Source organism: Ruegeria sp. H7 (assembly GCF_056532945.1).
Genome location: NZ_JBQFNZ010000005.1, coordinates 249210 through 274078, shown reverse-complemented (window position 1 = coordinate 274078; position 24869 = coordinate 249210). Strand labels below are relative to the sequence as shown.

The following is a 24869-nucleotide window of genomic DNA, read 5'->3' as shown; positions in this document are numbered from 1 at the left end:
CCTGCGGGGGAGGGTGATTTTGGACATTTCGGAACAACGCATTAAGGCGATGACAACCGCCGGGCTGAACCTGATTGGTCAGGCCCTGTCGATCTATGACAGCCAGTTGCGGCTGGTTCTCAGCAACCGCCGGTTTCAAGAGATGTTCGACCTTCCCGACGAACTGGTGCAACCGGGCGCATTGTTCCGCGACACCATCTATTGTTTGGCCAGTCGAGGGGAATACGGCGACGAGGACAGCGTCGAGGAAATGGTCAAGGTGCGGGTCAATCAGGCTCTGGCCTTCGAACCGCACTATATGGAGCGCGTGCGTCCAAATGGTCAGGTGATCTCGATTGAAGGTGCGCCATTGCCGCAAGGTGGTTGGGTTGCCGTTTACACGGACATTACCGGAGCAAAACGCGCTGAAAACCTGCTGCGCGCCCGATCCGAGGAATTGTCCGGCCAATTGCTGACCCATGCCGAGGAACTGTCGGCCACCAACCGCCAGTTGGCGGCGACGATCACAGCGCTGGAAGAGGCCAAGCGCGAGCTGACCGAGATTGAAGCCCGCACGCGGATGACGACCGAAATGATGCCCGCCCATATCGCCCATCTGAACACCGAAGGGCGGTACGATTATTCGAACCGGCGTCTGAGTTCGGTCATGCCCGGTCGTCCGTCGGATATTCTGGGCCTGCATATCTCGCAGGCGTTGGGGACCAGCGCCTTTGGCCGCGTCGAAAGCCATTTGCAAAGGGCCTATGACGGCAATACGTCTGTTTTTGAATTCACCGAAGATCAGGATTCCCGCCGTATCCGAGTCTCGTTCACGCCGGACGGGGCAGGGGGTGTTTACGTCATGTCGGTGGATATAACCGAAGAAACGCAAGCCCGCGTTGCCCTGCAACAAACCCGCCGCCGCGAGATGGCCGCGCAGATGACCAACGGGCTGGCGCATGACTTTTCCAACCTGCTGACGATCATCCTTGGGATGCAGTCCCAGCTAACCAAGATGGACCTGCCCGAGGACGCCCGCGCTCTGGTCGCCGCAACCCAGAAAACGGCGCGGCGGGGTGGTCAGTTGCTGAACCGGATCGCCGATATGACGGGCAATCGCACGCCGCAGCCCAAAGCCACCGATATGCGCCGTCTGCTCGAGGATTTGCGGATTGTCGCCACCCCGTCTTTGCCGCGCGGTGTTGGCCTGTCGGTTGTCAATACCTTGCCGGATCAGGCCCTTATGCTGGATCCGGGTATGTTGCAGGACGCGTTGCTGAACCTTGTGCTGAACGCGCGGGATGCTTGCGGCACGTCTGGTCAGGTCACGATCAGCGCCCACACGGTCGGCAATATCTGGGTCGAGATCACGGTGTCAGACACAGGTCCCGGCTTTTCGTCAGAAGCGCTGGACAAAGCGCTGAACCCGTTCTTCACCACCAAAGGCAGCGATGGCTCGGGCCTTGGTCTGCCGATGGTTTACGACACGGTTAAGCTGGCAGGCGGAGATCTGAACCTGCGCAATACGCCCTCTGGCGCATCGGTCGTGCTGCGGCTGCCCTACCGGCCTGCCCCCCCTGAACAGGATGGTCTGGTGCTTTTGGTCGAAGACAGCGATGACCTGCGCGGACAGTTCCGGGATATGCTGATCGATCTTGGCCATTCGGTGATCGAGGCGACCTCGGCCGATGAGGCGCTTGCGTTGACTGCAAATGTGGAAGGGATTGTCATGGTGCTGTCCGACATTCGGCTTGAAGGGCCCGCTACGGGTTTGGACATGCTGGCGCAGCTTCCAACGGAATTGCCCTGTATCCTCATGACTTCTTTGCCTTATTCCGACCCGCTGCATCGGCAGGCCCTTGCCAAAGCGCCCGTGCTGAGTAAACCCTTCTCGCAGGCGCAATTGTCCGCGCTGATCCGAACCGAGGCCGCTTGATGACCCAGCCGTTGGTGACCATTCTGGATGATGAGCCCGAAATCCGTCGCATCCTGACAGATGCGCTGGAAGAGGCCGGATTCCGCACCCAAAGTTTTTCCCGCGCGCGCGAGTTCGAGGCTGCGTTGAAACGCGTCACACCGGATGTCTGTCTGGTGGACTTGTCTCTGCCGGATACGGACGGGTTGGCACTGGTCCACAGGCTGGCGCTTGAACAAGGGGCGGCGGTGATCATCATTTCGGGCCGGGCTCAGGTACAGGACCGGGTCACGGGGCTGGAACTTGGGGCAGATGACTACATCACCAAGCCATTCGACCCGACCGAAGTTGTGGCGCGCATCCGCGCCCGGCTGCGGTCTCCGCGCGGGCAGGCGCCGAATTCCGACGTCGCGACGTTCAACGGATGGACGGCGTATTTCGATCGTTATGTTCTTGAGGATGGCTCAGGCGTCGAGACACCGTTCAGCCATGCCGAGGGCGAGGTTCTGCGCCTGTTTCTGGAAAGCCCCAAACGTTTGATCAGCCGCGCCCAGATGCAGGAGTCACTGGGCGGTGGGGCCGGTGACAGTTTTGACCGCGCGATGGATGTTCGTATCTCTCGGCTGCGGACCAAGCTGGGAGAGGACCCCAAGAACCCGCGATTGATCAAAACTATCTACGGCGCGGGATATATTTTTGTGGGTGACGTAACCTGGAAATAACTTCCATTTCCCCGAAGGGGAATGGCGCAATCGACCATCGTTCTTAACGAAACCCGGGTTACTCTCGCAGCGCCTGATCTTTGATCTTCACAACGGGCTGCAGAATGTAGTCCAGAACAGATTTCTTGCCGGACAGGATGTCCACTTCGGCGATCATGCCGGGGATGATCTCGACCGCAATACCCTGCGCGTCCAGCATGGTGCTGCTGGTTCTGATCTCAACAACAAATACCTCTTCGTCGTTGCGCTCGGACCGGGTGATTGTATCTGCGCCTATGCGAAGAATTTCCCCATCCAGGCCGCCATAACGCGCAAAATCATAGGCCGTGATCTTCACTTTTACCGGCTGGCCTGCGTGCAGAAAGGCAATGTCCTCGGGTCGAACATAGGCTTCGACCAGTAACGAGTCATCCAGCGGAACAATCTCGATCAGATCCTCGCCGCTTCTGGCCAGACCGCCAATCGTGGTGCGATGGATACGGTTTACGATCCCCCGAACGGGTGAGCGTACCTGCGCCCGCGATGCCCGGTCGCGCAGGGCGGGAAGGGCAGGCTCCAGCGCCGCAAGCTCGGCTGTGGCCAGCGCCAGATCGGTCAGGGCCGCGGTTCGAAACCGGCTGCGCGTGGCTTTGATACGGTCGTCGATTTCGTCCAGCCCTGTTTTCAACCGGCTTGTCGCCGCCTCGGCCCGAACCTTGCGACCCTGCCATTCCGCCTCGCTGCGGCGCAAGGTCAGCAGGGTGGTGGCAGGCTCCATCCGTTGTTCGACCAAAGGGGCCATGATTGCCCGCTCTTCGGCCAACACTTTCAGCGTTGCGTCGGCGGTTACCTGATCGACCAGCCCTTCTTCGTATTCCTGATGTTTCTGTTGTCTTTGACGTTCGAGGATCGCGACTTCCGCGCTTAGTTCGGCTTGGCGACCCTGATACAAGGCGGTTTCCGACTTCACGACATTTGGTGCACCAGTGATCAGCTTTGCGTCAAAACGAAGATCTGTTCCTTCGATTTCAGCCTGCAAACGTTGCACGCGCGCCATGAGACCATAGGCACGCTGCTGTTCCTGACTCAGCTGGCTTTCGATCTGCGTGGTGTCGAGTTCCATAAGCAACGTGCCTGTTTCGACAACCTCACCTTCGCGCACGTGAAGCGCCTGCAGCACTCCGGGCTCGGTTGCTTCGATCATTTGCAGGTCGCCTGAAGGCACAATGCGCCCGTCCACCCGCGTGACGTCGTCGAGCTCTGTCAGATAGGCCCATGTCCCCGCCGCAAGCAGGCAGGCCAGGATCACGATCAGCAACAAAGATCCGCGCAACGGCGAGCGCCCGCGCATTTCACGCGCGAGTTGGGCCAGGTCAGGATGCTGCGACATTCAGATGCCTCCCCACCCGACGCGCGTGCTGCGCCAGCAGGCTTTTGGGTCCGTCCGCGCCGATCTTGCCACCCTCAATCACAATCACCCTGTCGACCAGTTCCAGCAAACTGGTCCGATGGGTGACAATGATCATAGTCGTGTCCTTGGTTGCCTCTTTCAGACGCTGGATCACCTGCGCCTCGGTCTTTACATCCATCGCGCTGGTTGGTTCGTCCAGCAGCAATACGGGCGGTTTGCCGATCAACGCGCGCGCCAGAGCTATGGCCTGTTTTTGCCCGCCCGACAAACCCTCGCCCCGTTCTGCCAGTTGTTGATCATATCCTCCGGGGTGGCGCGCGACGAAATCCTCTACCCCGGCAACACGCCCGGCCTCGATCAGGTCCGCGTCGCTGGGCCGGATCGCTCCGCTGACAATGTTGTCCCGAATGGAGCCTGAGAACAGCCACACATCCTGCAAAACCGAACCGACATTGCGGCGCAGGTCGCCGGGATCAATCTGGCGGATGTCCAGACCATCCAGCATGACCGAGCCCACTCGGGGCGTGTAGAGCCCCAAAATCAGCCGCGCGATTGTGCTTTTGCCCGAGCCGATTTGCCCCAGAATGGCGACCTTTTCACCTTGGTTCACGGTGAAAGATACGCCGTTCAGGATGTCTTCACTCTGATCGGGATAGGCAAAGTGAACATTGCTGAAGGAAATGGCACCCTTGACGCCGGTTCGGGATATCCAACTACGGCCTTCGGGCCGCTCGCTTTCGGCCTGCATCAATGCGTTCAGGTGGCGATAGGCGCTGCGCGCTTGATTCACCCGAGTCAGCGTCTGGGCCAGTTGACCCAAAGGAGCCAGCGCGCGGCCCGTCAGCATGACGGATGCAACCAAGGCGCCCATGCTGGCCTGACCTTCTGTGATCAGGAAAACACCATAAAACACGATCAGAACCTGAGCTGCCTGCTGCGTGAACCCTGTCAGGTTCAAAGCGAGTTGAGTCACCGCCCGGCTTTTTGCACCATGCGCCGATTGCCGTTCAATCGCCTGTTCCCATCGATTGCGCATCTGCCGTCCGGCGGCCGTGGTTTTGATGGTTTCCAAACCCGTTACGGCTTCGACCAATACGGATTGCTTTGATTGTCCATCCTTAAGGCTCTTTTCGGCCATGCGAGACAGGATCGGTTGCACGGCCAGCCCGGTCAGCAACACAACAGGGACGGCAAGCGCGGGGATCAGCGCTAGATCGCCACCCACCAGATAAATGACAAAGACGAACAGGCCGATGAACGGCAGGTCGACCACAGCGACCAACGTGGCCGAGGTGAAAAACTCGCGCAACGTTTCAAACTCGCGCACCGTGCTGGTCATTGCACCGGTCGAACCGGTGCGCGACCTCATCTGGATGTTGAGAAGGTGATCAAAAACGCGCCGCCCCATGAACAGGTCGGCATTCTGGCCTGCCCGATCAATGAAACCCGCCCGCAGCAGCTTGAGAATGAAGTCAAACAGCAAGGCCAAGCCCACGCCGATGGTTAATGCGATCAGGGACTCGGTTGCTTCGTTGGGAAGAACGCGGTCATAGACCACCATGATAAATATAGAAGTCGAAAGGCCCAGCAGATTGGCCAGCGCTGCGGCAAGGGCGACCTGAATATAAGACCACCGGTTGGCCGCCAGAGCGGACCAGAACCAGTGGCCGGCACGGCCGGGGGTGTTTGTGCTCAACTCCGCCTTGTGATCGCGCCGGAACAGGATCGCGTATCCGGTATAGGCTTTTGCAAGAGCCTGTTCGGCCACTTCGCACAGGCCTGTACCGATTTCGGGATCGAAGATAAGCAAGGCCCCACCGGGCGCGCGCCCTTGGTAGGTGACGGCCTTGCCCCCATCCAGTAACAGCATCGCGGGGACAAGGGTGTCGTCAAAGGCTTTGAGGTTCTGGGCACCGTATCCCGCTTGCAGCCCGGCCCGTTGGGCAACGCTGAGAATGTCTCGCACGCTCAAATCGCCATTCTGTCCGGATTGCGCCGAATGAAGTGCGGCCAGAGTGATGGGCCGCTCTAACGTTTCGGCGATGTTCAGCATGCAGGCTTCAATTGCCGATACCTGCTCTTGGGTCGATGGCCTGTCGCTGTGATCCATCATGGTGTGCCCCAAGTGTTGAAGGACAGCCCCAGCAGGTCGAGTATGTCGCCTGTCAGGCTAAGCGCGGCATAGTTGGTCAGGAAAAAGCTCTGTTCGGCCAGGATCAGACGTTCCTGAGCGTTCACGTAATCCCTTTGCGCATCCAGGATTTCGATCAGGCTGCGACGGCCTATGGTGAATTGCGCCCGCGTTGCCTGAACGCTTTCGGCATTTGCCTCGACCGCGATTCTGGCCGCGCGCAATCGTTCGGCCCCAGCTTTCTGGTCCGAGCGGATGAACCCAAGCTCGCGCGTGATTTCCCGGATCAGCGCTTCGCGCGCGAATTCTGCGTCTTTGACCCGAGCTTGCGCGGCTGTGATGGCGGCCCGCCTTTGACCGGTGCTGTCGAGCTCATAGTTGAAGGACAGATCCACACCGAAATTTGCGTCGCGATCCGTGTCCTGATTGGCAAAAGCAGCGACCCGAATGTCAGGCTGCCGACGTGCCTGCGCGGCAGTCCATTCTGCCTTGGCAGCCAACAGGCTTGCGTCTGCCCGGCGGACCTGCGGGCTGTTCATCACGATCTGCGCATCGGTCCGGTTCAGATCGGGTGCCCGAATGGGCTGCGGCAACGGCCCGGCCGGAGTTCCAAACACCTCGCGGAACCGGGCTTCGGCCCGGCCAACTTGGGCGATCGCATCGGCAAGGCGGGTGCGGGCATCTGCCATGCGCGAACGGGCCGTCAACACATCCGCGTTAGACCCGGCACCACTGACCGCCCGTTCAGAAATCTGGCGGACAAGATCTTCGTGCGCGGTGACATTCTGCGAATTGACGTCGCGAATTTCGCGCCGGTCCAGCACCACCACATAGGCTTCGATGGCGGCAAGCGCGGTGGCTGCCGCCGTCTGCAACTGATCGCCATGGCTTTCATAAACCCGAGCCTTGGCGGCGGTCAGATCACCCCTTGCTGCGCCACCGTCATACACAAGTTGCGATACGCGCAGATAAGGCGATACATCCGCAATGTCCGAGTCGATCCGCTCGGACCGCGCGTTCACACCCAATGAGACCTGAGGCAGAAACGCTCCCCTTGCCGCATCCTGATTGGCGGCTGCAACTTCCATGCGTGTTTCGCTTTGCGCCAGCGTCGGGCTTGTTTCGACGGCGTTTCGAATCCGCTGGCCGAATGCGCTTTGCGTCAGCGGGGCAGAGGGTTTGGTCGCCCCGGCACCAGCGGTGCCACCGGAGAACGAAAGTTCAACGCCCGACAAATCGGGGGGCTGCGTGCAGCCGGACACGTGGAGTGCGATGAGAATGCAGCCAGCGATTTGAACAATAATATTAAACATATGCTTGGACACCTTCCGGTTGATTAAGGCCAAAAGCGTGTTCTTTGGCTTGCGCACCGACGACAGCGTCCAAAAATCCGGATATCTCGGATGAGGCGCGTCCACTCGCGCGATGCGCCATCTGACGCTGTGCTTGCGTCAGCCAGGCAACGTGAGACAGCGACACCTGATGAGCATGGATCAGCCGCAAGGCACCACTATTGGTCAGAAGCGATTTGTGGCTTTGGGGCAAAGAGTGCACGGCCTGCAAGCTGACGCCCAGCAAACCATCCGGGCACTCGACACTGGTAAGCTGATCCAGGGGGCTAAACAGATGCATACCCTGAATGACCCGGCACAAAGTCAGTGTGTTCTGCTGAGCGGCGGCGCGTTGGCAAAGAAAACGCTGCACCTTTGCCAACTCGGGTGTCAGCTTGCCGTCCGCGTCAAAAAAACACTCGTCGTGCGGGTCGTCAGTGACAAGCCCAAGGGTTTCGTCGACCATCAGGCAACCCGCCGGTTGGGATTCGGACTGTGCGTCTGTCAGGTCTACTTGAAACGGCGGGCAGCGGAGTGCTGACGGCAAATATTGCGCCAACCAGGTTCCTTCGTCCGACACAAATGGCGTTGACCCCTCGGCGTGCACAGACAGCAAGGCAACGGCTTCGACTTCACCCGAGACGACGCGAAACGCGATTGGAAAAGCGGCCGCAGCCTGAAGGATTTCCGGCTCAACCACCGGGCATTCAGGAAGATGCCGGGCAAATTCAAAGGATGTGAATCGCCGCCAATACCGATGCCCGTGGTTGAGACGCGTGACCGGAGTTAAGCCGTTCTGCACCATAACTGCCCCCTCGTTCTGTTTGGTTTCCAGCCTTTTGCCGAGATTTGTGCCCTGCGGGGACGACCTATGCGGTCGCCCCTGTGGGGTCTGTGTGCAGGATGTTGTCAGCAGTCAGCCCGCTCAGATCGTCCAGCCCGTCAAAGATCGCAACGGTTTCGACCGAGGCTGTATCCGGTGCCGAATAGTCCACTTTGACCAAAGCGCTGTCGGTACCGTCGGTTGCCAGCACATAGAGCTCATCCCCCGCCAGCGCGCCCGAAAAGCTTTCGACTGCGGCTTCGATGGACCCAGCAGTGAGATCTGTCAGAACTGTTGTCAGGCCGACAAACCCGGTATCCGCGCCCAAAGCATCGCCTGTCGCAAGGGTTTCGAAATTTGTGCCGTTGCCGCGCAACGTCAGCACATCCAGACCATTGAACATCAAAGCGTCCGAGACATCGGCCTCTGAGCCAAGCGAGAACCCGGTGATCGTATCAACGCCATTTTCTGCCGGATCAGCCTCGAACACGACGACATCGCGACCCGCATCGCTGAGGTCGATCATGTCATCGCCGTAGCCACCGCGCACGATTGTGTCGATGCCTGCGGCGGTCAGGGTATCAGCGCCGTCTGTTCCCAGTTGAAAAAACGTCGGCCCTCCATCCGGGGTGGTGATCGTCAGTTCAATGAGTTGGGTCGGGTCTTGCACCGTCATCGTGAAGGTGACCAGCGGTTGCGACAGGTCCGTGAACGTGGTTGCCGCACCGCCAAATCGAATGACGTCGCCGGTTCCCGGGCTGGCCAGGAACAGATCGAACTCACCATTCTCGGAATCCGATCCGGTGTCGTATGTGACAACGGACGAGTCAAACTCAAGATCCGCAGTCATCGCCAGACCACTTGAGATATCGCGATCACTGTCGGCGTAAATCGCAAAGGTCACTACTGATCCGGACTGCCCGATTTCCGAGATGACATACGCCGCGGGAACATGCGCCGTTGTCTCGCCGGTTGCCGGCACAGGATCAGGCCCGCCGGAGACTGTTGCCTGAGCGGTGAAACTCAGGTCATCACCGGCCTCGGTGCCCGAAAACTCAGCGGCCGGAACCGTCAGAGACCAGGTCCCGTCGGCAGCGACTGTTGCCGTTCCGACAGAGCTGCTTCCGAGCAAGACGTCTACCGATTGACCCGCGCTAAGCCCAACAGACGTGCCGCTGACAACAAGGCCGGATGTTTGCGCGTCGGCCAGCGAAATAGAGCCGTTGGTGCCAAGTGAATTCAGGTTCAAAAGCGGTCGGAAATCCGTGGTGATGGAGGTTGTGGCCGGGGCTGAGGCATTCCCGGCATCGTCCGACACAGTTGCCGCAATTGGGAAAGCCCCTGTATCCGACAGAGCAGCCAGATCCGAGGCTGGGACGGTTGCGGTCCAGGTACCTCCGGTCACGGTTGCAGTGTATGTCTCGGTGCCCAGCGTGACCGAAACGGTCTGGCCGTTCTCAGCCGTTGTGGTGCCCGAGATGGTAAGGTCACTGTCGCGCTCGATCACGTCCAGCGTTGCGCCGACCGGCAGAGCATCCATCGTGATGGACGGTGCCGAGAAATCGGTGGCAAAGGTTGTGGTTGCTTGGTTGCCGTTTCCAGCCGCGTCTTCGACCGACGCAGTGACGTCATAGGTCACAGCGTCTTGCAGCCCACTCAGATCGGAGGCAGGGGCAGTGAAGGTCCAGCTCCCCCCGGACACGGTTGCGGTGCCGCTTACGTCCACGGTGCCGTCGGGGCGGGCGATCTCTACGGTTATAACGGTTCCATTCGCCGCATCTGATGTTCCCGATACGCTCAGATCGGTTCCCTGTTCGGCGGCGTTCATAACGGCCCCGTCAGAGAGGGTGGATATCGCAATCGTGGGCGCAGTAAAATCCGTGTCGAAACCGCTGCTGGCCTGAACCGCCGGATTGCCCGCAACATCGGACACGTCAGCTATGACGGAAATTGTCGCAGCGTCCGACAGGATTGCCAGATCGGCTGCGGGAACTGTGACGCTCCACCCTCCGCCAGAGGCGGTTCCGGTATATGTCACATCATTCAGAGTGACCGAAACGACTTGCCCATCCTCAGCTGATGTGGACCCTAAGATGGTCAGGTCTGTGGCTTGTTCCGCAGCGCTCATGACTACCCCGTCCGAGAAACTGTCGATGCTCAGCGTCGGCGCGGTGACATCCTTCGACAGGTTTACATCCGCTTGCGGGGCGGCCAGTCCGTCTGCGTCCGAAACATCAGCCGTGATGGTGAAGTCGCCCCCGTCCGCCAGTGCCGTCAGATCTGCGGTTGGGACAGTGACGCTCCAGGTGTCGCCAGAGACTGTGCCGGTATAGGTTTGCCCGTCCAAGGTGACCGTAACCGCCTGACCGTCGCCGACATTCCCGGTTGTGCCGGAAATCGTCAGATCCGACCCGACCTCAACTGCGTTCAGAACGGACCCAACGGCAAGAGGTGAGATATTGATTGATGGACCTGTCAGATCGACCGGTACCGATACCGTGACGGGGACAGAAGGGTTGCCCGCTGTATCGTCAACCGTCACGCTGATGTCGGCGGGAACGCCTGTGGTCAGGCTGGACAGGTCAGCGTTAGGGACCGTCACGCTCCAGCCGCCGCCGGTCGCTGTGCCGGTGTAGGTCTGTCCGTCCAGCGTGACGGTAACGGTCTGGCCATCTTCGGCTGTGGTGGCGCCCGTCAGGGTTAGATCACCAGTTGTGTCGACCAGATCAATCGATCCCCCGGCGACCGGATCCAGTGTCAAGGTTGGCGCGCTGAAATCAGTATCAAAGCTGCTGCTGGCCTGAGGCGCGGGGTTCCCGGCCTGATCCGAGACATCTGCTGTGACCGAAATCGTCGCACCGTCTGGAAGCGACGCGAGGTCCACCGCAGGAACGGTGACGCTCCACGTGCCGCCAGAGACCGTGCCGGTGTAGGTTTGCCCATTCAGGGAAACCGTGACGGTTTGTCCGTTTTCTGCATCGGTTGTACCAGTGATGGTCAAGTCCGTTGCCTGCTCGGCGCTGTTCAGGACAGCGCCGTCCGAGAAGCCGGCCACCGACACGGTGGGCGGCACGGTATCGATGTCGAATGTAACGGTCTCAGTCGACAATTCCTCACCCGTGCCATCCAGGTTGCGGATTGTGATCTCTGAGACCCCCTGCGGCAGGCCGCTGACCTCAGATGGGGTCAGGGAAATGCTCCAACTGCCATCGGCGTTGGGTGTCGCTGTTGTCACCAGTGATCCGATTGTCACCTCGACCGTGCTGGTCCCATCGGGCGCGGTGACTTCGGTGCTGGCGCTATTGAGCGCCGTACCCTGCAAATCGGCAAGATTCAGACTTGGGTAGCTGGGTGCAGGCGGCGGCGCAGGAGTTGGGGCGGTTGGCGCAGGTTCGGTGTCGTCGCCACCGCCGCCGCCTCCGCCGCCCGCTGCTGCGGCGGCTCCGGCAAGGCCAAGACCACCCAAGGCCGCCCCTGCGCCACTGATGCCGCCTGCGGCAGCACCGCCAGCTTCGGCAATGCTGAACTGAGCGATTTCGGCAACCGTTGCCTCGGCAATCATGATGGCGCCGCTGTCCAGAATCTGAACGTTTTCAGCCGCAACAATCAGGCTGCGGCCATCCGCCATTTTCAGCAGGACATCGCCGTTTTTCAAAAGCTTGGCCGACTGAACACCGGGGATGGTTTCGGCAAACTGAAAGGCGTACAGCTCTTCAATCGTGGCCTGAGACAGGGCGGGCAGCGCCATCAGCGTGGAACCCAGACCGCCCGCCAGACCGCGCCCGGCCCAGCGTTTCATCTTGCCGTCGATCCACTGACGAATGTGCTGTTTGCGATCTGCGCCCGGATGAGATTTGGACTCAGGTGCTTTGGTCATCTTACCCTCACATGTGTTTTCCGCGGTTTCGGAAGGGGGACAGTGCGCCCCGTTTAGGCTTTTGCTCATCTGTCTTTCCCTTTGGTTTCTGCGGCGATCGAACCCGAAAAAATTGAACTAAACTGAAGCCGAACTCCTCGTTTTCACCACATTCCTGCTTTGGTTTCGGTCCGGGCATCAGTTGATCCTGTTCGCAACGCCAGGGGTGGCGGTGGGGTGATGGCAATGATGCTGCAATTCGAAACTTTGGTCGCAACGGGGAGCACGGCGCTCGATTCAGGTATCGGCGATACGGCTTTAAAAACGTTTAACAGGGACACGTATCTCTACACCGTGACGGGCCCGGCAGGGGGGATCGCGGTTTGGCACCTGGTGGATGGGTCCATCCCTCAGCTGGTCGACACCGAGTATTACAGCGGCACAATCACGTTTCAGGTGGGGCGCTCGGGAACGCCTGTTTCCTTGGCTGGAACCGACCAATTGGCGTTGGATATAGATACCGCCACGGGGCTTGTGGGCTATGATTTGAACCCGGATGGCACCATCGGTGATCTGCAGGAAACAGGTACCCTGAGCGGCGGAGGGGATCTGTCCGCTTTGGTGCAATTATCCGTTGGCGCGACCGACCTTTTGGCGATGGCGCATGAAGATACCGGCCAGATCGCGACCTATGTCATCAATGGCGACGGCACGCTGAGCCTTGCCGGTCTCACCACAGGGTCTGCCGATTCGATGCTGGCGATTCAGGTTGGGGCAGAGCAGATCGTGATCGCCACCGACGCCGCCAGCAACAGCATCACAACATACACGGTCGCAGGGACCGGTACGCTGAGCGCGGTCGACAACAGCGCGACCACGGGAACGTTGGGCATCGCGACACCAACGGCGGTCGAGGTTGTCGAAGCCTTTGGCGAATCCTGGGTGATTGTTGCCGGGTCGGGCAGCAACTCGCTAAGCGTCATGAAGCTGCACAGCGATGGCAGTCTGATCCCGACCGACCATGTGCTGGATTCGCTGGATACCCGGTTCGCCTCGGTACAGGATCTGTCGGTGATCGAGGTGGACGGGCGGGTTTTTGTGGTCGCCGGTGGCGGCGATGATGGCATCACATTGTTCACCATGACCCCGAACGGGCAGTTGGTGCATCTGGACAGCTATGCAGACACTTTGGACAGCGGGCTGCAGAATGTCGAAAGCCTGAGCGTTGCGCATGTCGGGGACGAGTTGCAGATTCTTGCAACCAGCCAGATCGACGCGGGTGTGAACCTTTTTACGGTGTCCGTCGCTGATCTGGGTGTGGTGAGCGAAGGCTTTGGTACCGTAACCGGCACTGCGCTGGATGATATGCTGAGCGGTGGCGTACTGAACACTGACCTGTCGGGCGGTGCGGGCGATGACATTCTGATCGCCGGGGCAGGGGCGACCACCATGACGGGCGGGGCAGGGGCCGACATCTTTGTCATGCAATCGGGCAGCGGCCCGACAACGATCACCGACTTTCAGGCAGGCGTGGATCGGTTGGACCTGTTTGATTATCTGTTGCTGCGATCCCCCGCGCAGCTGACCGTCACCTCAACCGCCGACGGGGCCGAGATCACCTATCGCGACGAGGTTGTTCAACTCACATCAGCCTCGGGCGGTCCTTTGACGAGCAATGAAATCTTTGGTGCCGGTTTTGGCGGGCCGGACCATATCCCCGTTGATTTCAGCGATCTTGGAGTGACCGATCCGCCGAGTTCTGATGGCATTCAGGGCAGCGTTTCGATTGATTCCGAGGGGGCCAATCCGGGGCTGGGAGATGCCGAAATTCATTTCACTCCCGACGGCAACAGCACGATCAGCACCACAGCGGATGAGGATGGCAGGTTCGACTTGGGCCTGCCTACAGGGACCTACACTGGCGAGTTGGACATCACCAAAGGGTATTCGACCGCCAGCGCCGAAATCACAGCGCTGGATGCGCTTCAGGTGTTGCGGATTGCGGTCGGGCTTGAACCGACATTCGGGCCCGCCGCGCCGGAAAACCTGATCGCTGCTGATATTACACAGGACGGTGCGATCAACGCGCTGGACGCGCTGGCGATTCTGCAAGTGGCTGTTGGGCAACCGTCAGCACATGACGCGAAATGGGTCTTCCTGGATGCCGACGCGGATCTTTCCGGCATTACCGCGTCCAATGTCGACTATGAAACAGGTGTGGATGTGGTCGCCATTGATGGGGTGATCGAGGCGGACATGACGTCAATTCTGTTGGGTAATCTTGAGGTGGTCTAAAAGACTTATAACTATGATTATGTTAATTTCATTTGCTTGGATCTGACAAAATCAACGTCGTTGCCGTAACAAAATCAGACAGATTGCAGCCAGAACACCCTAAACACGTGAAGATGTGGCCTCGGTCGGTATGTTGTCCTTTTGCCGAATGGTCGGGTCAGCGATCAAATCAAACCCGTTGCGATCTTGCGAGGAAATCGCGCGGGCGGCTTGTATGCCGGTCAGGCTGGCCCAATCGGCTCCGGGACGGTTCACATGGTAGATTGAAGAAAACTTCTTAACTTCCTGAAACACGGCGGTTCGGTAGTTCGTCTGTTGTTCACGCCAACTGGCAGCCGCATTGGTACGCGGGAAATGAATCACTTTTGAGCCCAGCATGTCGCTGGATTTCACAAGGCCTGCGCCTTCGAGTTCCGAGATCGCTTTTTTGACCTGATCTTCCTCGCTGAGCTGCAGGATGGGCGCGTTCGCGGCACAGAAATACTCAACGCAGTAAACGCCCTGCCCTTCGGGAACCATCCCGCCACCAAAGGCCCCAAAATTGGTTATGCGCCCGCAATCCAGATTGGGATCGTTCACTTCGAGCCACGCGTGCGGAAAACTGTGAGGTGCCTTCAGGAACAGGTAGACCAGTAGCACTGACCGATCCGCCTCGGGCTTGGGCTGTGGGGTCTGGACGTCACTGTCGGCATGCTTTTTCAGCATGCCCCACAGGTTTTCGATCGTCATGCTGGACACAACGTTGCGAACGGTCGCTTCGTGCTCGACCTCATCTTGGATCCAACGGACAAGCACCTGCTCGCCATTGATCGGTTTCAGATCGGTGACCGTGGCTCCGAACTGTATCTGGCCGCCTTTGTCGTCATAGGTGGCTGCAAGCTTTTCAAAAAGTTGACCAGTGCCGAAATACGGGTGTCGCCAGGCAAGCTGTTTTGAAACGCCCCCACGTCGCGCCATCGTAAAAGCCTGTTTGACAGAGGCCAAACGCCCGGATTTGGTGCCGTTCCCGGTCGGATCCGCCTCGGGTGGCGGCATGTCAGCCCATCGGGCACCGCGGAACTTTTCCCAATACCCTTGGGCCAGCAATTTTGCGAATTTGCTGCCAACGCGGGAATACCAAAAATCCTGATATGTCCGGGGTTGTTTGACCATTCCCTTGATCCAACCCTTCAGCATCGCAGCCCCGCCCGTCGCCAGCCATGTTACAGGCATGCCGCGCGTTGCGCCCCGATACCCGCCAGACATCTCAACGATCCTGCCCTGGTACAGGCTGCCAACGCGGTGCGGGTAATCCCTGTAGTCATCGCCAAGCATTTGGCTCCAAAGATCATCAATCTCGGGAAACCGGGCGTATAGCTCCTTACGCCCCAAATCGAGAATGAAGTCCCCCCAACGCGGGGACCGCATCAGGCCGCCAACCTCGGTGCCTTGTTCGAGAATGATCGATGATTGCCCGGCTGCCTGAAGTTCCAACGCCGCGCTCAGGCCCGACGGGCCCGCGCCAATGATAATCGTATCGGGGATGCTTGTGCTGTCGCTGTGTGAATTGGACATTCTTAACTATTGCAATGGTTAAAATTCATTTTCGGAATGTATAGCAAGTTTTTCCGGGCCGTGTTAGCAATTAATCGTGTTAGGCGTTCTTGTGTCGCGTCTATCAACCGACGGTTATCAGAACGATTTTGTATTTTAGTAAAAGTTAAACGGGTAAAAAGCTGGTGTTATCGGGGTCACAATCCAACGGGGGATTTGTTCTTTCACTCGACTTTGAGTTGATGTGGGGCGTTTATCCTTCGCAAACAGTGGAAAGCTACGGCGCCAACGTCCTTGGCGTTCGAAACGTTGTCCCGCAACTGTTGGACTTGTTTTCCAGCTTCGGGATCAAGGCCACCTGGGCAACCGTCGGGTTCCTGTTTTTTGACGACCGGGATGAGCTTTTGGCCGCCCTGCCCGAGCGCAAGCCGAAATTTCGCGACAAGAGAAACACAACATATTCCTTTCTCGAACAGCTGGGCGAAAACGAAAAAAAGGACCCCTATCATTTTGGCCTGTCGCTGGTCCGGCAGGTCGTTGGTTGCCCGGGTCAGGAAATTGGCACGCATACATTTTCGCATTACTTCTGTCTGGAAGAGCCGCTGGATCAGGCTGCGTTCAAGGCCGATCTAGATGCGTCGATTGCAGCCTCGGCCCGGGTGCAAAGCCGCCCCAGAAGCATCGTGTTTCCCAGAAACCAGGTTTGTGACAAGGCGCTGGACGTCTGTCGTGACCGAGGCATCGATGTGTTCCGCGGTCCGGGCCCGTTTGGCTTTGATACACCAAGTGCGCGACGCGACGAAGGATTGATGCGCCGCGCATCAAGGTTGGCCAACAGCTATGTTCCCAGACCGCACACAACCTCGGTCGATGCAAAGCGCGAGGCTGGTTTGTGCAACGTTCCGGCCAGCCGGTTTTTAAGACCCCATTCAAACAGATTTCCCAGTGCTGCGCGGCTGCAAACCAGCGCAATCCGGCGCGAAATGCGCAGCGCGGCCGAGGGTGGGCAAATGTTCCATCTTTGGTTTCACCCCCACAATTTTGGTGTGAACACCGAAGACAACATCTTAATGCTCAGTCGCATTCTGAGCGAATATGAAGTACTGAAATCCGAGTATGACTGGCCATCTTTGACGATGGCGGACGCGGCCAGTCTTGCCAGGAGAACAGAACCGGTTTCGGGTTGATGGGGCGACAGGAATGCCGGATTTGACACGGAAAATAAGTCAATCATCTGCGATATCCCAGCAGTCCGGGGTCGCGGTTTCGGATCTGATGGATCCGTCCAACGGTCAGAGCCATTGCTGCAGCAGGAGGCTGCCCAAAGTGATGGTGATCGCCAGCCTGACATCTTCACTGGTCAATTTCCGCTTTGATCTGTTGAAGGAAATGGCCAAGCGTGCGGACGTTCTGGCCTGCGCGCCTGATGATGACCCCGAAACCCAGGCCCGCCTGTCCGAGATTGGGGTCGAGTTTCTGCGCGTTCCGATGGATCGAACGGGCACAAGCCCCGCAAAAGATGTGCAGACACTGCTTGGATTGGTACGGGCGATGCGCTCGTATTCTCCGGACACTGTGTTTGCCTATACAATGAAGCCGATTATCTACGGTGGTTTGGCCGCGCGCATGGCGGGCGTTAAACAGTTTCTGCCGATGTGTACGGGGTTGGGCTATGTGTTTGTGGATCTGGAACACAAGCTGCACAAGCGGGTTCTGAAAGCCGGGGCCGTGCGTCTGTACCGACATGCGCTGAAACGCGTGCCAGAGGTTCTTGTTTACAACCAGGATGATGCGGCCGAGTTCAGATCCAAACGCTTGGTTGGGCCTGAGACCAAAGTGACCATTGTTCACGGATCCGGCGTCAACCTTTCAAACTTTCCCAGCTCACCTCCGCCGAAAGGACCTCCTGTATTTCTGATGGTCGCAAGGTTGCTTCGCGACAAAGGCGTTTTCGACTATGTCGAGGCCGCCAGACAGCTGCGCGCCATCCATCCGGAAATCCGGTGTCAATTGCTGGGACCCCTTGATGCGAACCCCGCCTCGGTTCAGCCGCAGGATCTTGAGATGTGGCGGTCGGAAGGCATCGTGGAATACCTTGGTGAAACAAACGATGTGAGCCCGTATCTGGCTGCTTGCTCAGTATTTGTGCTGCCCTCCTACCGCGAAGGATTGTCCCGGACGGTGCTGGAAGCCATGGCTACCGGGCGAGCCATCGTAACCTCTGACGCGCCGGGATGCCCCGATCCGGTTGTCGAAGGCGTCACGGGATTTGTCACTCCGGTACGTTCCCCGGATGATCTGGCGCAGGCGATGCTTCGGTTTGTCGAAGATGAAAGCCTTGTCCCCGAGATGGGCGCTGCATCGCGGGTCCGCGTTGAAGACAAATACGACGTGGTCGGTATCGTCAAAATTCTGCTGGGCAAGCTTGGGTTGTCCGAGATTGCCCTGCGCTAGGGCTGCGGCGTCTTGCAGATCCCGTGATGACCCGGCGATTGCATGCACGAAGGCAATTCAGGACGGCCGTATCGGATTGTTGTTTCGGTTTTTGATGGTGCGGGTGGAGGGACTTGAACCCCCACGCCTTGCGGCGCCAGAACCTAAATCTGGTGCGTCTACCAATTTCGCCACACCCGCAACCGGGCACCTGCGTGCCGGACTGAGGCGCTGCATAACAAAGCTTGTGGCCGAGTGCGAGGGGTAAATTTGATCCGATGGCAAGTTTGTCACGAGCGGACTAAACCCCGTTAATCGGCAGGGGTTTTTGCCGCGAAAGACACTGCTTGGCGTTCGATCCCAGCGACGGTTGAGTAAGTTACTCTGGCAGAAAGTCCACGAGTTGGAACGTATCTTGATGTCGATGAGCCGACGGAATTCGGGTGCCACAATTGTTCTGATCGGCGATACAATGGCTCGTCAGTGTTCGCCTTGGGAAAACGCGTTTACGTTGTGTCGGTCAACACTTAGGGTGCAAAACGGAACGTCTTTTCACCCTAAGTCGCGGACAGCCTTCAGCCCAGAGCGGTGTTGCCTGTCAGGGTTTTGGGCGAAGAAAATTCGACATGGCGGAAAATAATATAAGCAAAACAATATTTTAAGGTGGTTGAAACTCCAATCGCATCTTTTCCACCTCACCTTGCGTCAGGTTTGAAAGCAGCCTTCTACTCGGCCGAAAAAATCTTCGGAACCCCGTAATACACTCAAAGGTTGAGGCATTCCTGCGCAAGCCGCATCACATTTGCGCCACATTTCAAGCACCAAAAAATCTTATTCGCGTCAAATTAACACCGCCTTGGCCGGGCTTGTTGAGCGCAGGAGTTAATGAGTCTTTTTCGCCGCCTTGGCACCGTACGAGTTTTCCGCTCAACTCCAGTACAAGGTTCTTTGCCGTGACCAATCTGAACAACTCCGCTGCCGCCGAGCAAGATGCGATCTTTTTTGCTCGTGAAAGTTTTTTGGGTGAACTCAAGACCCTGAACCGCGATCATCCCGATACAGGCTTTGGCATTTCCCTGCGCACCCATTCGGGCGAGCATTACCTGCTGGCCAACGCGCGTATGCCCCTGCCCGCTGCCAAGTCCGACGGGTTCCCGACGGGCCGGCGCGTGGCCTGTCTGGAAAATGGCGACCGCTTTAGCTCCATCGAAGTTCTGGCCGATTCCGTGGCTTATGAAACAATTTCCCCTCGCGCCGAGGCCGAGATTCTGGGGAACGCGCTGGACTTGATCGCCCGTATCGACACCCTGACCAGCCTTCCTGCAGGCCGCATGTCGCATGAGCCGCAGATTGCTGCCACCGGAACCGGAGGCTGACCCATGGCGCGCAATGACCACCTTTTGTCTGTCGGAAACGAAGCCCTTGCGCCGATGACCTCGGCAATGTCGTCTTTGACGGCACAGATCGACCAATTGACAGAGGTGGCCGATGCGCGGTCTTCGGCCCGGCTGGCCACGCTCAAGACGCGGATGGAGAATTTCACCGCCAGCATCACCATGGTTGGGCAGGTCAAGGCGGGTAAGTCCTCGATCGTGAATATTCTGGCAGGCCGCCCTGCGCTGTTGCCTTCGGACGTGAACCCGTGGACCTCGGTGGTGACGACGCTGAATATCAACACGCGCCCCCCCGGTGATACGAAATCCAAGTTCACGTTCTTCGAGCAGGAAGAATGGGACAATCTGATGGTCGGTGGTGGCCGTCTGGGCGAGCTGGCGAACCGGGCCGGTGCCGATGACGAGATGGACGATATCCGCCGTCAGATCGCCGAGATGAAGGCCAAGTCCGAAGATCGTCTGGGCAAGCATTTCGACCTGATTCTGGGTCAAAGCCACCAATACGACTATTTCGACGAAGAACTGATCCAGCGCTATGTCTGTCTGGGCGACGAGGACGATCCGGATATTGACCCGAAAACGGGTCGTTTTGCCGATGTGACAAAATCGGCCGAGCTTTTCATGGATATCCCGCAATATCCGATCTCGCTGAAGCTGTGCGACACGCCCGGTGTGAACGATACCTTCATGGTGCGCGAACAGATCACGCTGCGCAGCCTGCGCGGGTCCGAGGTCTGTGTTGTGGTTCTGGCCGCCAGTCAGGCGCTGACCACAATGGATATGGCGTTGATGCGGATCATCGCGCAGTTCGAGAACCGTCAGATCATTCTGTTCGTCAACCGCATTGATGAACTGTCGGACCCGGTCAGTCAGGTTCCTGAAATCCGGGATCGCATTCAGGACACGCTGAAACAGAACAGCATCGACGCCAATACCAGCGTTGTGTTCGGCAGCGCCCTGTGGGCCGAGGCTGCTTTGACCGGCAACCCGGACATTCTGACCGAAGAATCCCGGCAGACGCTGAACACGTTCTATCTGGCTGCTGGGTTTGGCGATCAGGCTCCCTCGCTGGACAAGATCTGGGCGCTGTCTGGCTTGCCCGACCTGCTGCTGGCGATGAATGAACGCATCGCCGAAGGCGCAGGTGCGCGTTTGCTGGACCGGGTACGCCACCGCGCGCGCAACATCGCCAGCCAGATCCGCGCAACGGCTGTTGCCAAGACCCTGTCGGGCGGCGAAGGCGTTGTTCGCGATTTGGACGGGGCCTCGCCCGAGGACGCCATTGCCACTGTTGCCTCGGAATATGAAAAGAAAGTCGCCGACCTGACCGCCTCGTTGCGCGACAAGGTGCTGGAACGTCTGAACGCGGCTGAGGCCAATTTTGTCAAACGCGCCACCGACTCGTTGATTGCGCATCTTGAGGAGAATGGCGAACAAGGCACCTGGCAGTACGATCCGGCGGGTCTGCGAACGCTGCAAAAGGCGGCCTATTTCAGCTTTGCCCGGTCCATGAAGAAAGAGGCCGGGGCGCTTTATTCCGCGGCCACAGCGGATGTCGAGGCGCTGTATCACAAGCTGCTGGGCAACCATCTGGGCGAGTTCAGTATCGAAGCGCCCATCGTACCCCGCGTGCCGCCCCCATTGGGCATCGGGCGCACCATCGCGCTGGACTTGCAAAGCACCTGGTGGCGCAGGTGGTGGCAACGCCGAAAAGGGTTCGAGGCCTATGCCGCCGACTATACCCGTCTGATCGCGTCCGAGGCGAACTCGATCACCAAGGATATCGAGGAAAACCAGATCGCAGCGGTTCTGGAAAACGTCCGCGCCGGGCTGGCTGATTTCATGCGCGAGCAGAAAGAGACTCTGCTGAATATCTCGGCCTCGGCTGAAAAAGGCGGGCAGACTCCGGCTCTGATGGCGAATCTGCAATTGCAGAAATCGCGGGACGAGATTCTGGGCGACATCCTGAAAGACCTTAGCAACGAAGCGGCATAAGTAGAAAAATGGCAAAAGACACACATAACCGTTTCGTTTCCCCCAAGGCATGGGAGCGTATCGAGCATTGGTCGCGCCGGAAGCCGGTTTTCGCCTTAATGGGCGAATTCAGCGCCGGGAAATCCACCCTGATGAACTTTTTGCTGCGCACGCACACCCTGCCGACGCAGGTGACGGCAACGCAGTTGCCTCCGGTGTGGTTTAGCTGGGGCAATCGTCCGGCCTATGTCAAACGGCATGATGGCAGCACCGAGCAGATCGAACTGGATCAGCTTGAAACCGTCGGCGTCAACGATGCGCAGTTCATTCGCATCTTTCTTGAGGCGGACATTCTTGAGGCGGTCGATCTGATCGACACGCCGGGTATATCAGACCCCAAGATCTCGACCGATGTATGGCAACGTGCGGTGGGTCAGGCCAATGGGGTTTTGTGGTGCACCCATGCCACGCAGGCCTGGCGCGAGACCGAGCGGGCGACCTGGGTGTCCTTGCCTGAACGGTTGCAACATAACTCGCTGCTGCTGGTGACACGGGCAGATGCGCTGAGCGCGAAGGACCGGCAAAAGGTTCTGCGCCGCGTGAACCGCGAGGCCGGGCATCTGTTCAACCGCTCGATTCTGTTTTCCGCACGTGATGCGATTGAAGCGCGCGACAAGACGGGGGATGCCGAGATGTGGTCGCGCAGCGGCGGCGGCAAGATGATCGACAGCTTTCTGGAGATCACCGAGCAGATCATGGACAACCGCGCCGATCAACTGGCGCGCTATCAGATCGACAAAAGCCTGTCCGACGCGCCCAAGGTGCAGCCGCTGCGCCCGTCGAAGACCACCGAAACGGCAGCGCCCGATGCTTCGGCCCCGCTCAAACTTGTGAACCCGTTGACGGATGCGGGCGAAGATGCCTCGGTCGTGACCAGCTTTCCGGTTCGTCCCGCGCGGGTGGAACGACGCCCCGAAGATGCGGATCGCACACGTATCGACGCAGCCGAGGCCGAGCGTTTGCGCGCCGAAATGGTGCCCGAGTCGACGCCCGAGATTGACGAAAGCAATGAGGACGAGCTGCGCGCCTATTTCCGGGACACGGCCAATGATCCGCTGGACATCGAAGCTGTTCCCGATCCCGAGGCCGATTTGGAAGACTATGATCTTCTGGATGACGCGGAACTGGATGATGAAGTTGAAAACATCCTGGCAGACGACGCATCGGATGGGTCAGCGGATGAGTCCGAGGATCTGCTGTCATCACTGACGAATACGTTGAAGGAAACACCCGAAGCGATTGCAGGCCCTGCGCAAGATCAGGCGCAACCTGATGAGCGCAGCATCGAGGTCTCGGTATCCTCGATCACGGCACTGATGGCCGAACAGCAGGACCAGGGCGCAGAGGAATACGAGCCCGAGCCCGAAACCAGCGGTCTGGTCGAGATCAAGGCATCAGCCGATTTGGTCAATGGTCCCGAAGCCCATGTGGTCGATCTGAATGATCTGACCGAAGTGGCGGTTGGCGCGCCCTTGAGCGCCGCAGCCATGTGGGAGGAAGTGACCAAAAACGAGGATCTGCCCACGGACGCAGAAGCCTTGATCAAGGTCTTTCAGTCCTTTCTGTCCGAGTTCGATCAGATCGCCGTCGAGCATACCGCTAAGCAAGCCAGGGAAACGCTGCGCTCGATCCCGAAAACCAGCGAAAACAGCGGGGCGGAATGGCATGTCTTGTAATCGAAATCGGATTGGGATAACCGCCTATTAGTGAGGTAAAACAGTTAGTTAAATGTCAATTCAGGCTGCCTTGAACACCGCGATCGAAACCATACCCGACTGCATTGCAGCCGGGTATATCGACATGGAAACGGGGATGCTGCTGGGCACCAGCACGCCCGATCCGGACGGCGCGGTTGATCTGGATTCGCTGGCAATCGCCGTGGCGAACCTGTTTCAGGGGCGCGGGGTGGCAGGTTTTGAGGCGCTTTTGCGTCAGGCCGGAACAGAAGACGAGGACAATCCGGGATTTGGGGAAATCGCGGTGTTCTCGAAAGCCCGGCTGAACATCTTTCTGCGGACCCGGGAATATCCCGATCATGTGGTCTGCTACATCTGTCGCAACAGCGCGAATGTCGGGCTGGCGTTGACGAAATCGCATCTAAGCCTGGGGCCGGTTGCGGCCGCAGTATGAACGGGACCAGAGGGGGTCACGGCATGATGGACACGGACATACTCGACATGCTCGAAGATATCGGGCGGTCGTCTGTTGCCCGATTGTCCCCGGCGGTGGTGATCGCGGGGGACACGGCTGCTGCGCGCCGGGCCGAGGTCTTGCGGGTGATCCGTGGCACGATTCTGCCACGCCGTCTGGAGTTCACGGCCGCCAATGGCGACTGTCTGGCAATCGAGGTGAACAGCTCGCGCGTGACCGATGTATTCCGCGTTGTCTCGGGCCCTGTGCCCCATTTTGATACAGCGGCGCGTGACGAATTGATTGAAAACATGGCGCGGCTGGTGACGGATATTGCATCTGCCCCTGCCCCGCTGGAGTTGTTGTCTCTGCAACCCGACAGGGCGCTGGAGGCTGACGATGTCGGCGTCACACTGCGGGAAATCGAAAACGCCTGTGCCAAGATCGATCTTCCGGCGGAACCGATTGTTTCGGTGGTACCCGATGACGCAGAACCTGTTGCCGAACTGCCCGAGCCGCAATCAACCGGCACACTTGCCCAGACGTTTTTTGCGGACGCAGAACGCTTTGCGTTTGGGTCCGTTCTGGCCTCGGCGCAGGACGGCGATATCTCTCACATGGCCGAAGAGTGCGCCCCCGGCGGGCCGTTGTCTCCGGATCAGGCGCTGCTGGCGCAGTTTGCGGCCGATTTGGCCGGTTGGGACAAGGACACTCAGCCCGCGCTGGATCATCCCCAACTGATCGTCATGCGCCCGTCCGGCGGCAAGGGTGCTGGTTTGGCCGTTGTGAATGACGGTCAGCAGATCGCAATCGCCGTGCATGAAGCCCGAAAACTCGGGGCGGTTGTCAATCTTTGGACTGCGTTGCAGGAGGTGAACGGATGATCGCCTCCAAAACATTCAA

At 58.8% G+C, this 24869-nt stretch carries 16 protein-coding genes and 1 tRNA gene; 10 read left to right on the top strand and 7 right to left on the bottom strand.

The features are described from left to right. Window positions 1-19 precede the first annotated feature (19 nt). Both ACR0AC_RS13200 and ACR0AC_RS13195 read left to right on the top strand, forming a co-directional pair. On the top strand, window positions 20-1915 hold the full coding sequence (locus ACR0AC_RS13200) for a hybrid sensor histidine kinase/response regulator (RefSeq protein WP_480873967.1): 1896 nt from the start codon (window positions 20-22) through the stop codon (window positions 1913-1915). Beyond that, a complete protein-coding gene (locus ACR0AC_RS13195; protein ID WP_170453739.1) occupies window positions 1915-2616 on the top strand; it encodes a response regulator transcription factor in 702 nt (233 codons plus the stop codon). Before ACR0AC_RS13200 ends, ACR0AC_RS13195 begins: the two co-directional genes overlap by 1 nt. Window positions 2617-2674: 58 nt before the next feature. On the opposite strand, the gene ACR0AC_RS13190 is transcribed toward ACR0AC_RS13195, so the two are convergent. The 5 genes from ACR0AC_RS13190 to ACR0AC_RS13170 form a co-directional block, all read right to left on the bottom strand. After that, a complete protein-coding gene (locus tag ACR0AC_RS13190; RefSeq protein ID WP_170453740.1) occupies window positions 2675-3985 on the bottom strand; it encodes an HlyD family type I secretion periplasmic adaptor subunit in 1311 nt (436 codons plus the stop codon). Further along, on the bottom strand, window positions 3969-6119 hold the full coding sequence (locus ACR0AC_RS13185) for a type I secretion system permease/ATPase (protein WP_480873964.1): 2151 nt from the start codon (window positions 6117-6119) through the stop codon (window positions 3969-3971). Before ACR0AC_RS13185 ends, ACR0AC_RS13190 begins: the two co-directional genes overlap by 17 nt. After that, window positions 6116-7450: a TolC family protein gene (locus ACR0AC_RS13180; protein WP_480873961.1), complete on the bottom strand. Its 1335-nt coding sequence runs from the start codon at window positions 7448-7450 to the stop codon at window positions 6116-6118. The genes ACR0AC_RS13185 and ACR0AC_RS13180 overlap by 4 nt, the downstream gene beginning before the upstream one ends. After that, window positions 7443-8273 (bottom strand): SapC family protein, encoded by an 831-nt coding sequence (locus tag ACR0AC_RS13175; RefSeq protein ID WP_480873958.1) that lies wholly within the window; start codon window positions 8271-8273, stop codon window positions 7443-7445. Before ACR0AC_RS13175 ends, ACR0AC_RS13180 begins: the two co-directional genes overlap by 8 nt. 64 nt (window positions 8274-8337) lie before the next feature. Continuing rightward, window positions 8338-12168 carry a beta strand repeat-containing protein gene (locus tag ACR0AC_RS13170; protein ID WP_480873955.1) on the bottom strand — a complete coding sequence of 1277 codons (3831 nt, stop codon included), beginning with the start codon at window positions 12166-12168 and terminating at the stop codon, window positions 8338-8340. 225 nt (window positions 12169-12393) lie between these two features. Here ACR0AC_RS13170 and ACR0AC_RS13165 point away from each other — a divergent pair, with 225 nt between their 5' ends. Then, entirely contained in the window at window positions 12394-14442 is a 2049-nt protein-coding gene (locus ACR0AC_RS13165) for a dockerin type I domain-containing protein (protein WP_480873953.1), read from the top strand. A gap of 99 nt (window positions 14443-14541) precedes the next feature. Here the strand turns inward: ACR0AC_RS13165 and ACR0AC_RS13160 are convergent, their stop codons facing one another. Beyond that, window positions 14542-15996 (bottom strand): FAD-dependent oxidoreductase, encoded by a 1455-nt coding sequence (locus tag ACR0AC_RS13160; protein WP_480873950.1) that lies wholly within the window; start codon window positions 15994-15996, stop codon window positions 14542-14544. Between the two features lie 248 nt (window positions 15997-16244). Here ACR0AC_RS13160 and ACR0AC_RS13155 point away from each other — a divergent pair, with 248 nt between their 5' ends. Next, the gene (locus tag ACR0AC_RS13155) at window positions 16245-17162 is read left to right on the top strand and encodes a polysaccharide deacetylase family protein (protein ID WP_480873947.1); all 918 of its coding nucleotides are present in this window, start codon (window positions 16245-16247) and stop codon (window positions 17160-17162) included. 142 nt (window positions 17163-17304) lie between these two features. Then, window positions 17305-18429, top strand: a complete 1125-nt coding sequence (locus tag ACR0AC_RS13150) for a glycosyltransferase family 4 protein (protein WP_480874041.1) — start codon at window positions 17305-17307, stop codon at window positions 18427-18429. A gap of 95 nt (window positions 18430-18524) precedes the next feature. On the opposite strand, the gene ACR0AC_RS13145 is transcribed toward ACR0AC_RS13150, so the two are convergent. Beyond that, window positions 18525-18609 (bottom strand) — tRNA-Leu (locus tag ACR0AC_RS13145). 752 nt (window positions 18610-19361) lie between these two features. Here ACR0AC_RS13145 and ACR0AC_RS13140 point away from each other — a divergent pair. The 5 genes from ACR0AC_RS13140 to ACR0AC_RS13120 are packed head-to-tail and all read left to right on the top strand — an operon-like array spanning window position 19362 to window position 24850. Continuing rightward, window positions 19362-19784: a hypothetical protein gene (locus ACR0AC_RS13140; protein ID WP_170453747.1), complete on the top strand. Its 423-nt coding sequence runs from the start codon at window positions 19362-19364 to the stop codon at window positions 19782-19784. A 3-nt stretch (window positions 19785-19787) separates the two neighbouring features. Beyond that, the gene (locus ACR0AC_RS13135) at window positions 19788-21797 is read left to right on the top strand and encodes a dynamin family protein (protein ID WP_170453748.1); all 2010 of its coding nucleotides are present in this window, start codon (window positions 19788-19790) and stop codon (window positions 21795-21797) included. A gap of 8 nt (window positions 21798-21805) precedes the next feature. Continuing rightward, window positions 21806-23512 (top strand): dynamin family protein, encoded by a 1707-nt coding sequence (locus tag ACR0AC_RS13130; protein WP_480626722.1) that lies wholly within the window; start codon window positions 21806-21808, stop codon window positions 23510-23512. Between the two features lie 52 nt (window positions 23513-23564). Beyond that, on the top strand, window positions 23565-23966 hold the full coding sequence (locus ACR0AC_RS13125; protein WP_480626721.1) for a hypothetical protein: 402 nt from the start codon (window positions 23565-23567) through the stop codon (window positions 23964-23966). A 23-nt stretch (window positions 23967-23989) separates the two neighbouring features. Continuing rightward, the gene (locus ACR0AC_RS13120; protein ID WP_480873945.1) at window positions 23990-24850 is read left to right on the top strand and encodes a hypothetical protein; all 861 of its coding nucleotides are present in this window, start codon (window positions 23990-23992) and stop codon (window positions 24848-24850) included. Window positions 24851-24869: the final 19 nt, after the last annotated feature.

Coding starts and splice junctions, on each gene's coding strand:
- ACR0AC_RS13135 (WP_170453748.1), top strand. CDS start 19,788: ATGGCGCGCAATGACCACCTTTTGTCTGTCGGAAACGAAGCCCTTGCG.
- ACR0AC_RS13170 (WP_480873955.1), bottom strand. CDS start 12,168: ATGACCAAAGCACCTGAGTCCAAATCTCATCCGGGCGCAGATCGCAAA.
- ACR0AC_RS13150 (WP_480874041.1), top strand. CDS start 17,305: ATGGTGATCGCCAGCCTGACATCTTCACTGGTCAATTTCCGCTTTGAT.
- ACR0AC_RS13180 (WP_480873961.1), bottom strand. CDS start 7,450: ATGTTTAATATTATTGTTCAAATCGCTGGCTGCATTCTCATCGCACTC.
- ACR0AC_RS13190 (WP_170453740.1), bottom strand. CDS start 3,985: ATGTCGCAGCATCCTGACCTGGCCCAACTCGCGCGTGAAATGCGCGGG.
- ACR0AC_RS13160 (WP_480873950.1), bottom strand. CDS start 15,996: ATGTCCAATTCACACAGCGACAGCACAAGCATCCCCGATACGATTATC.
- ACR0AC_RS13175 (WP_480873958.1), bottom strand. CDS start 8,273: ATGGTGCAGAACGGCTTAACTCCGGTCACGCGTCTCAACCACGGGCAT.
- ACR0AC_RS13125 (WP_480626721.1), top strand. CDS start 23,565: ATGTCAATTCAGGCTGCCTTGAACACCGCGATCGAAACCATACCCGAC.
- ACR0AC_RS13130 (WP_480626722.1), top strand. CDS start 21,806: ATGGCAAAAGACACACATAACCGTTTCGTTTCCCCCAAGGCATGGGAG.
- ACR0AC_RS13120 (WP_480873945.1), top strand. CDS start 23,990: ATGATGGACACGGACATACTCGACATGCTCGAAGATATCGGGCGGTCG.
- ACR0AC_RS13185 (WP_480873964.1), bottom strand. CDS start 6,119: ATGATGGATCACAGCGACAGGCCATCGACCCAAGAGCAGGTATCGGCA.
- ACR0AC_RS13195 (WP_170453739.1), top strand. CDS start 1,915: ATGACCCAGCCGTTGGTGACCATTCTGGATGATGAGCCCGAAATCCGT.
- ACR0AC_RS13165 (WP_480873953.1), top strand. CDS start 12,394: ATGATGCTGCAATTCGAAACTTTGGTCGCAACGGGGAGCACGGCGCTC.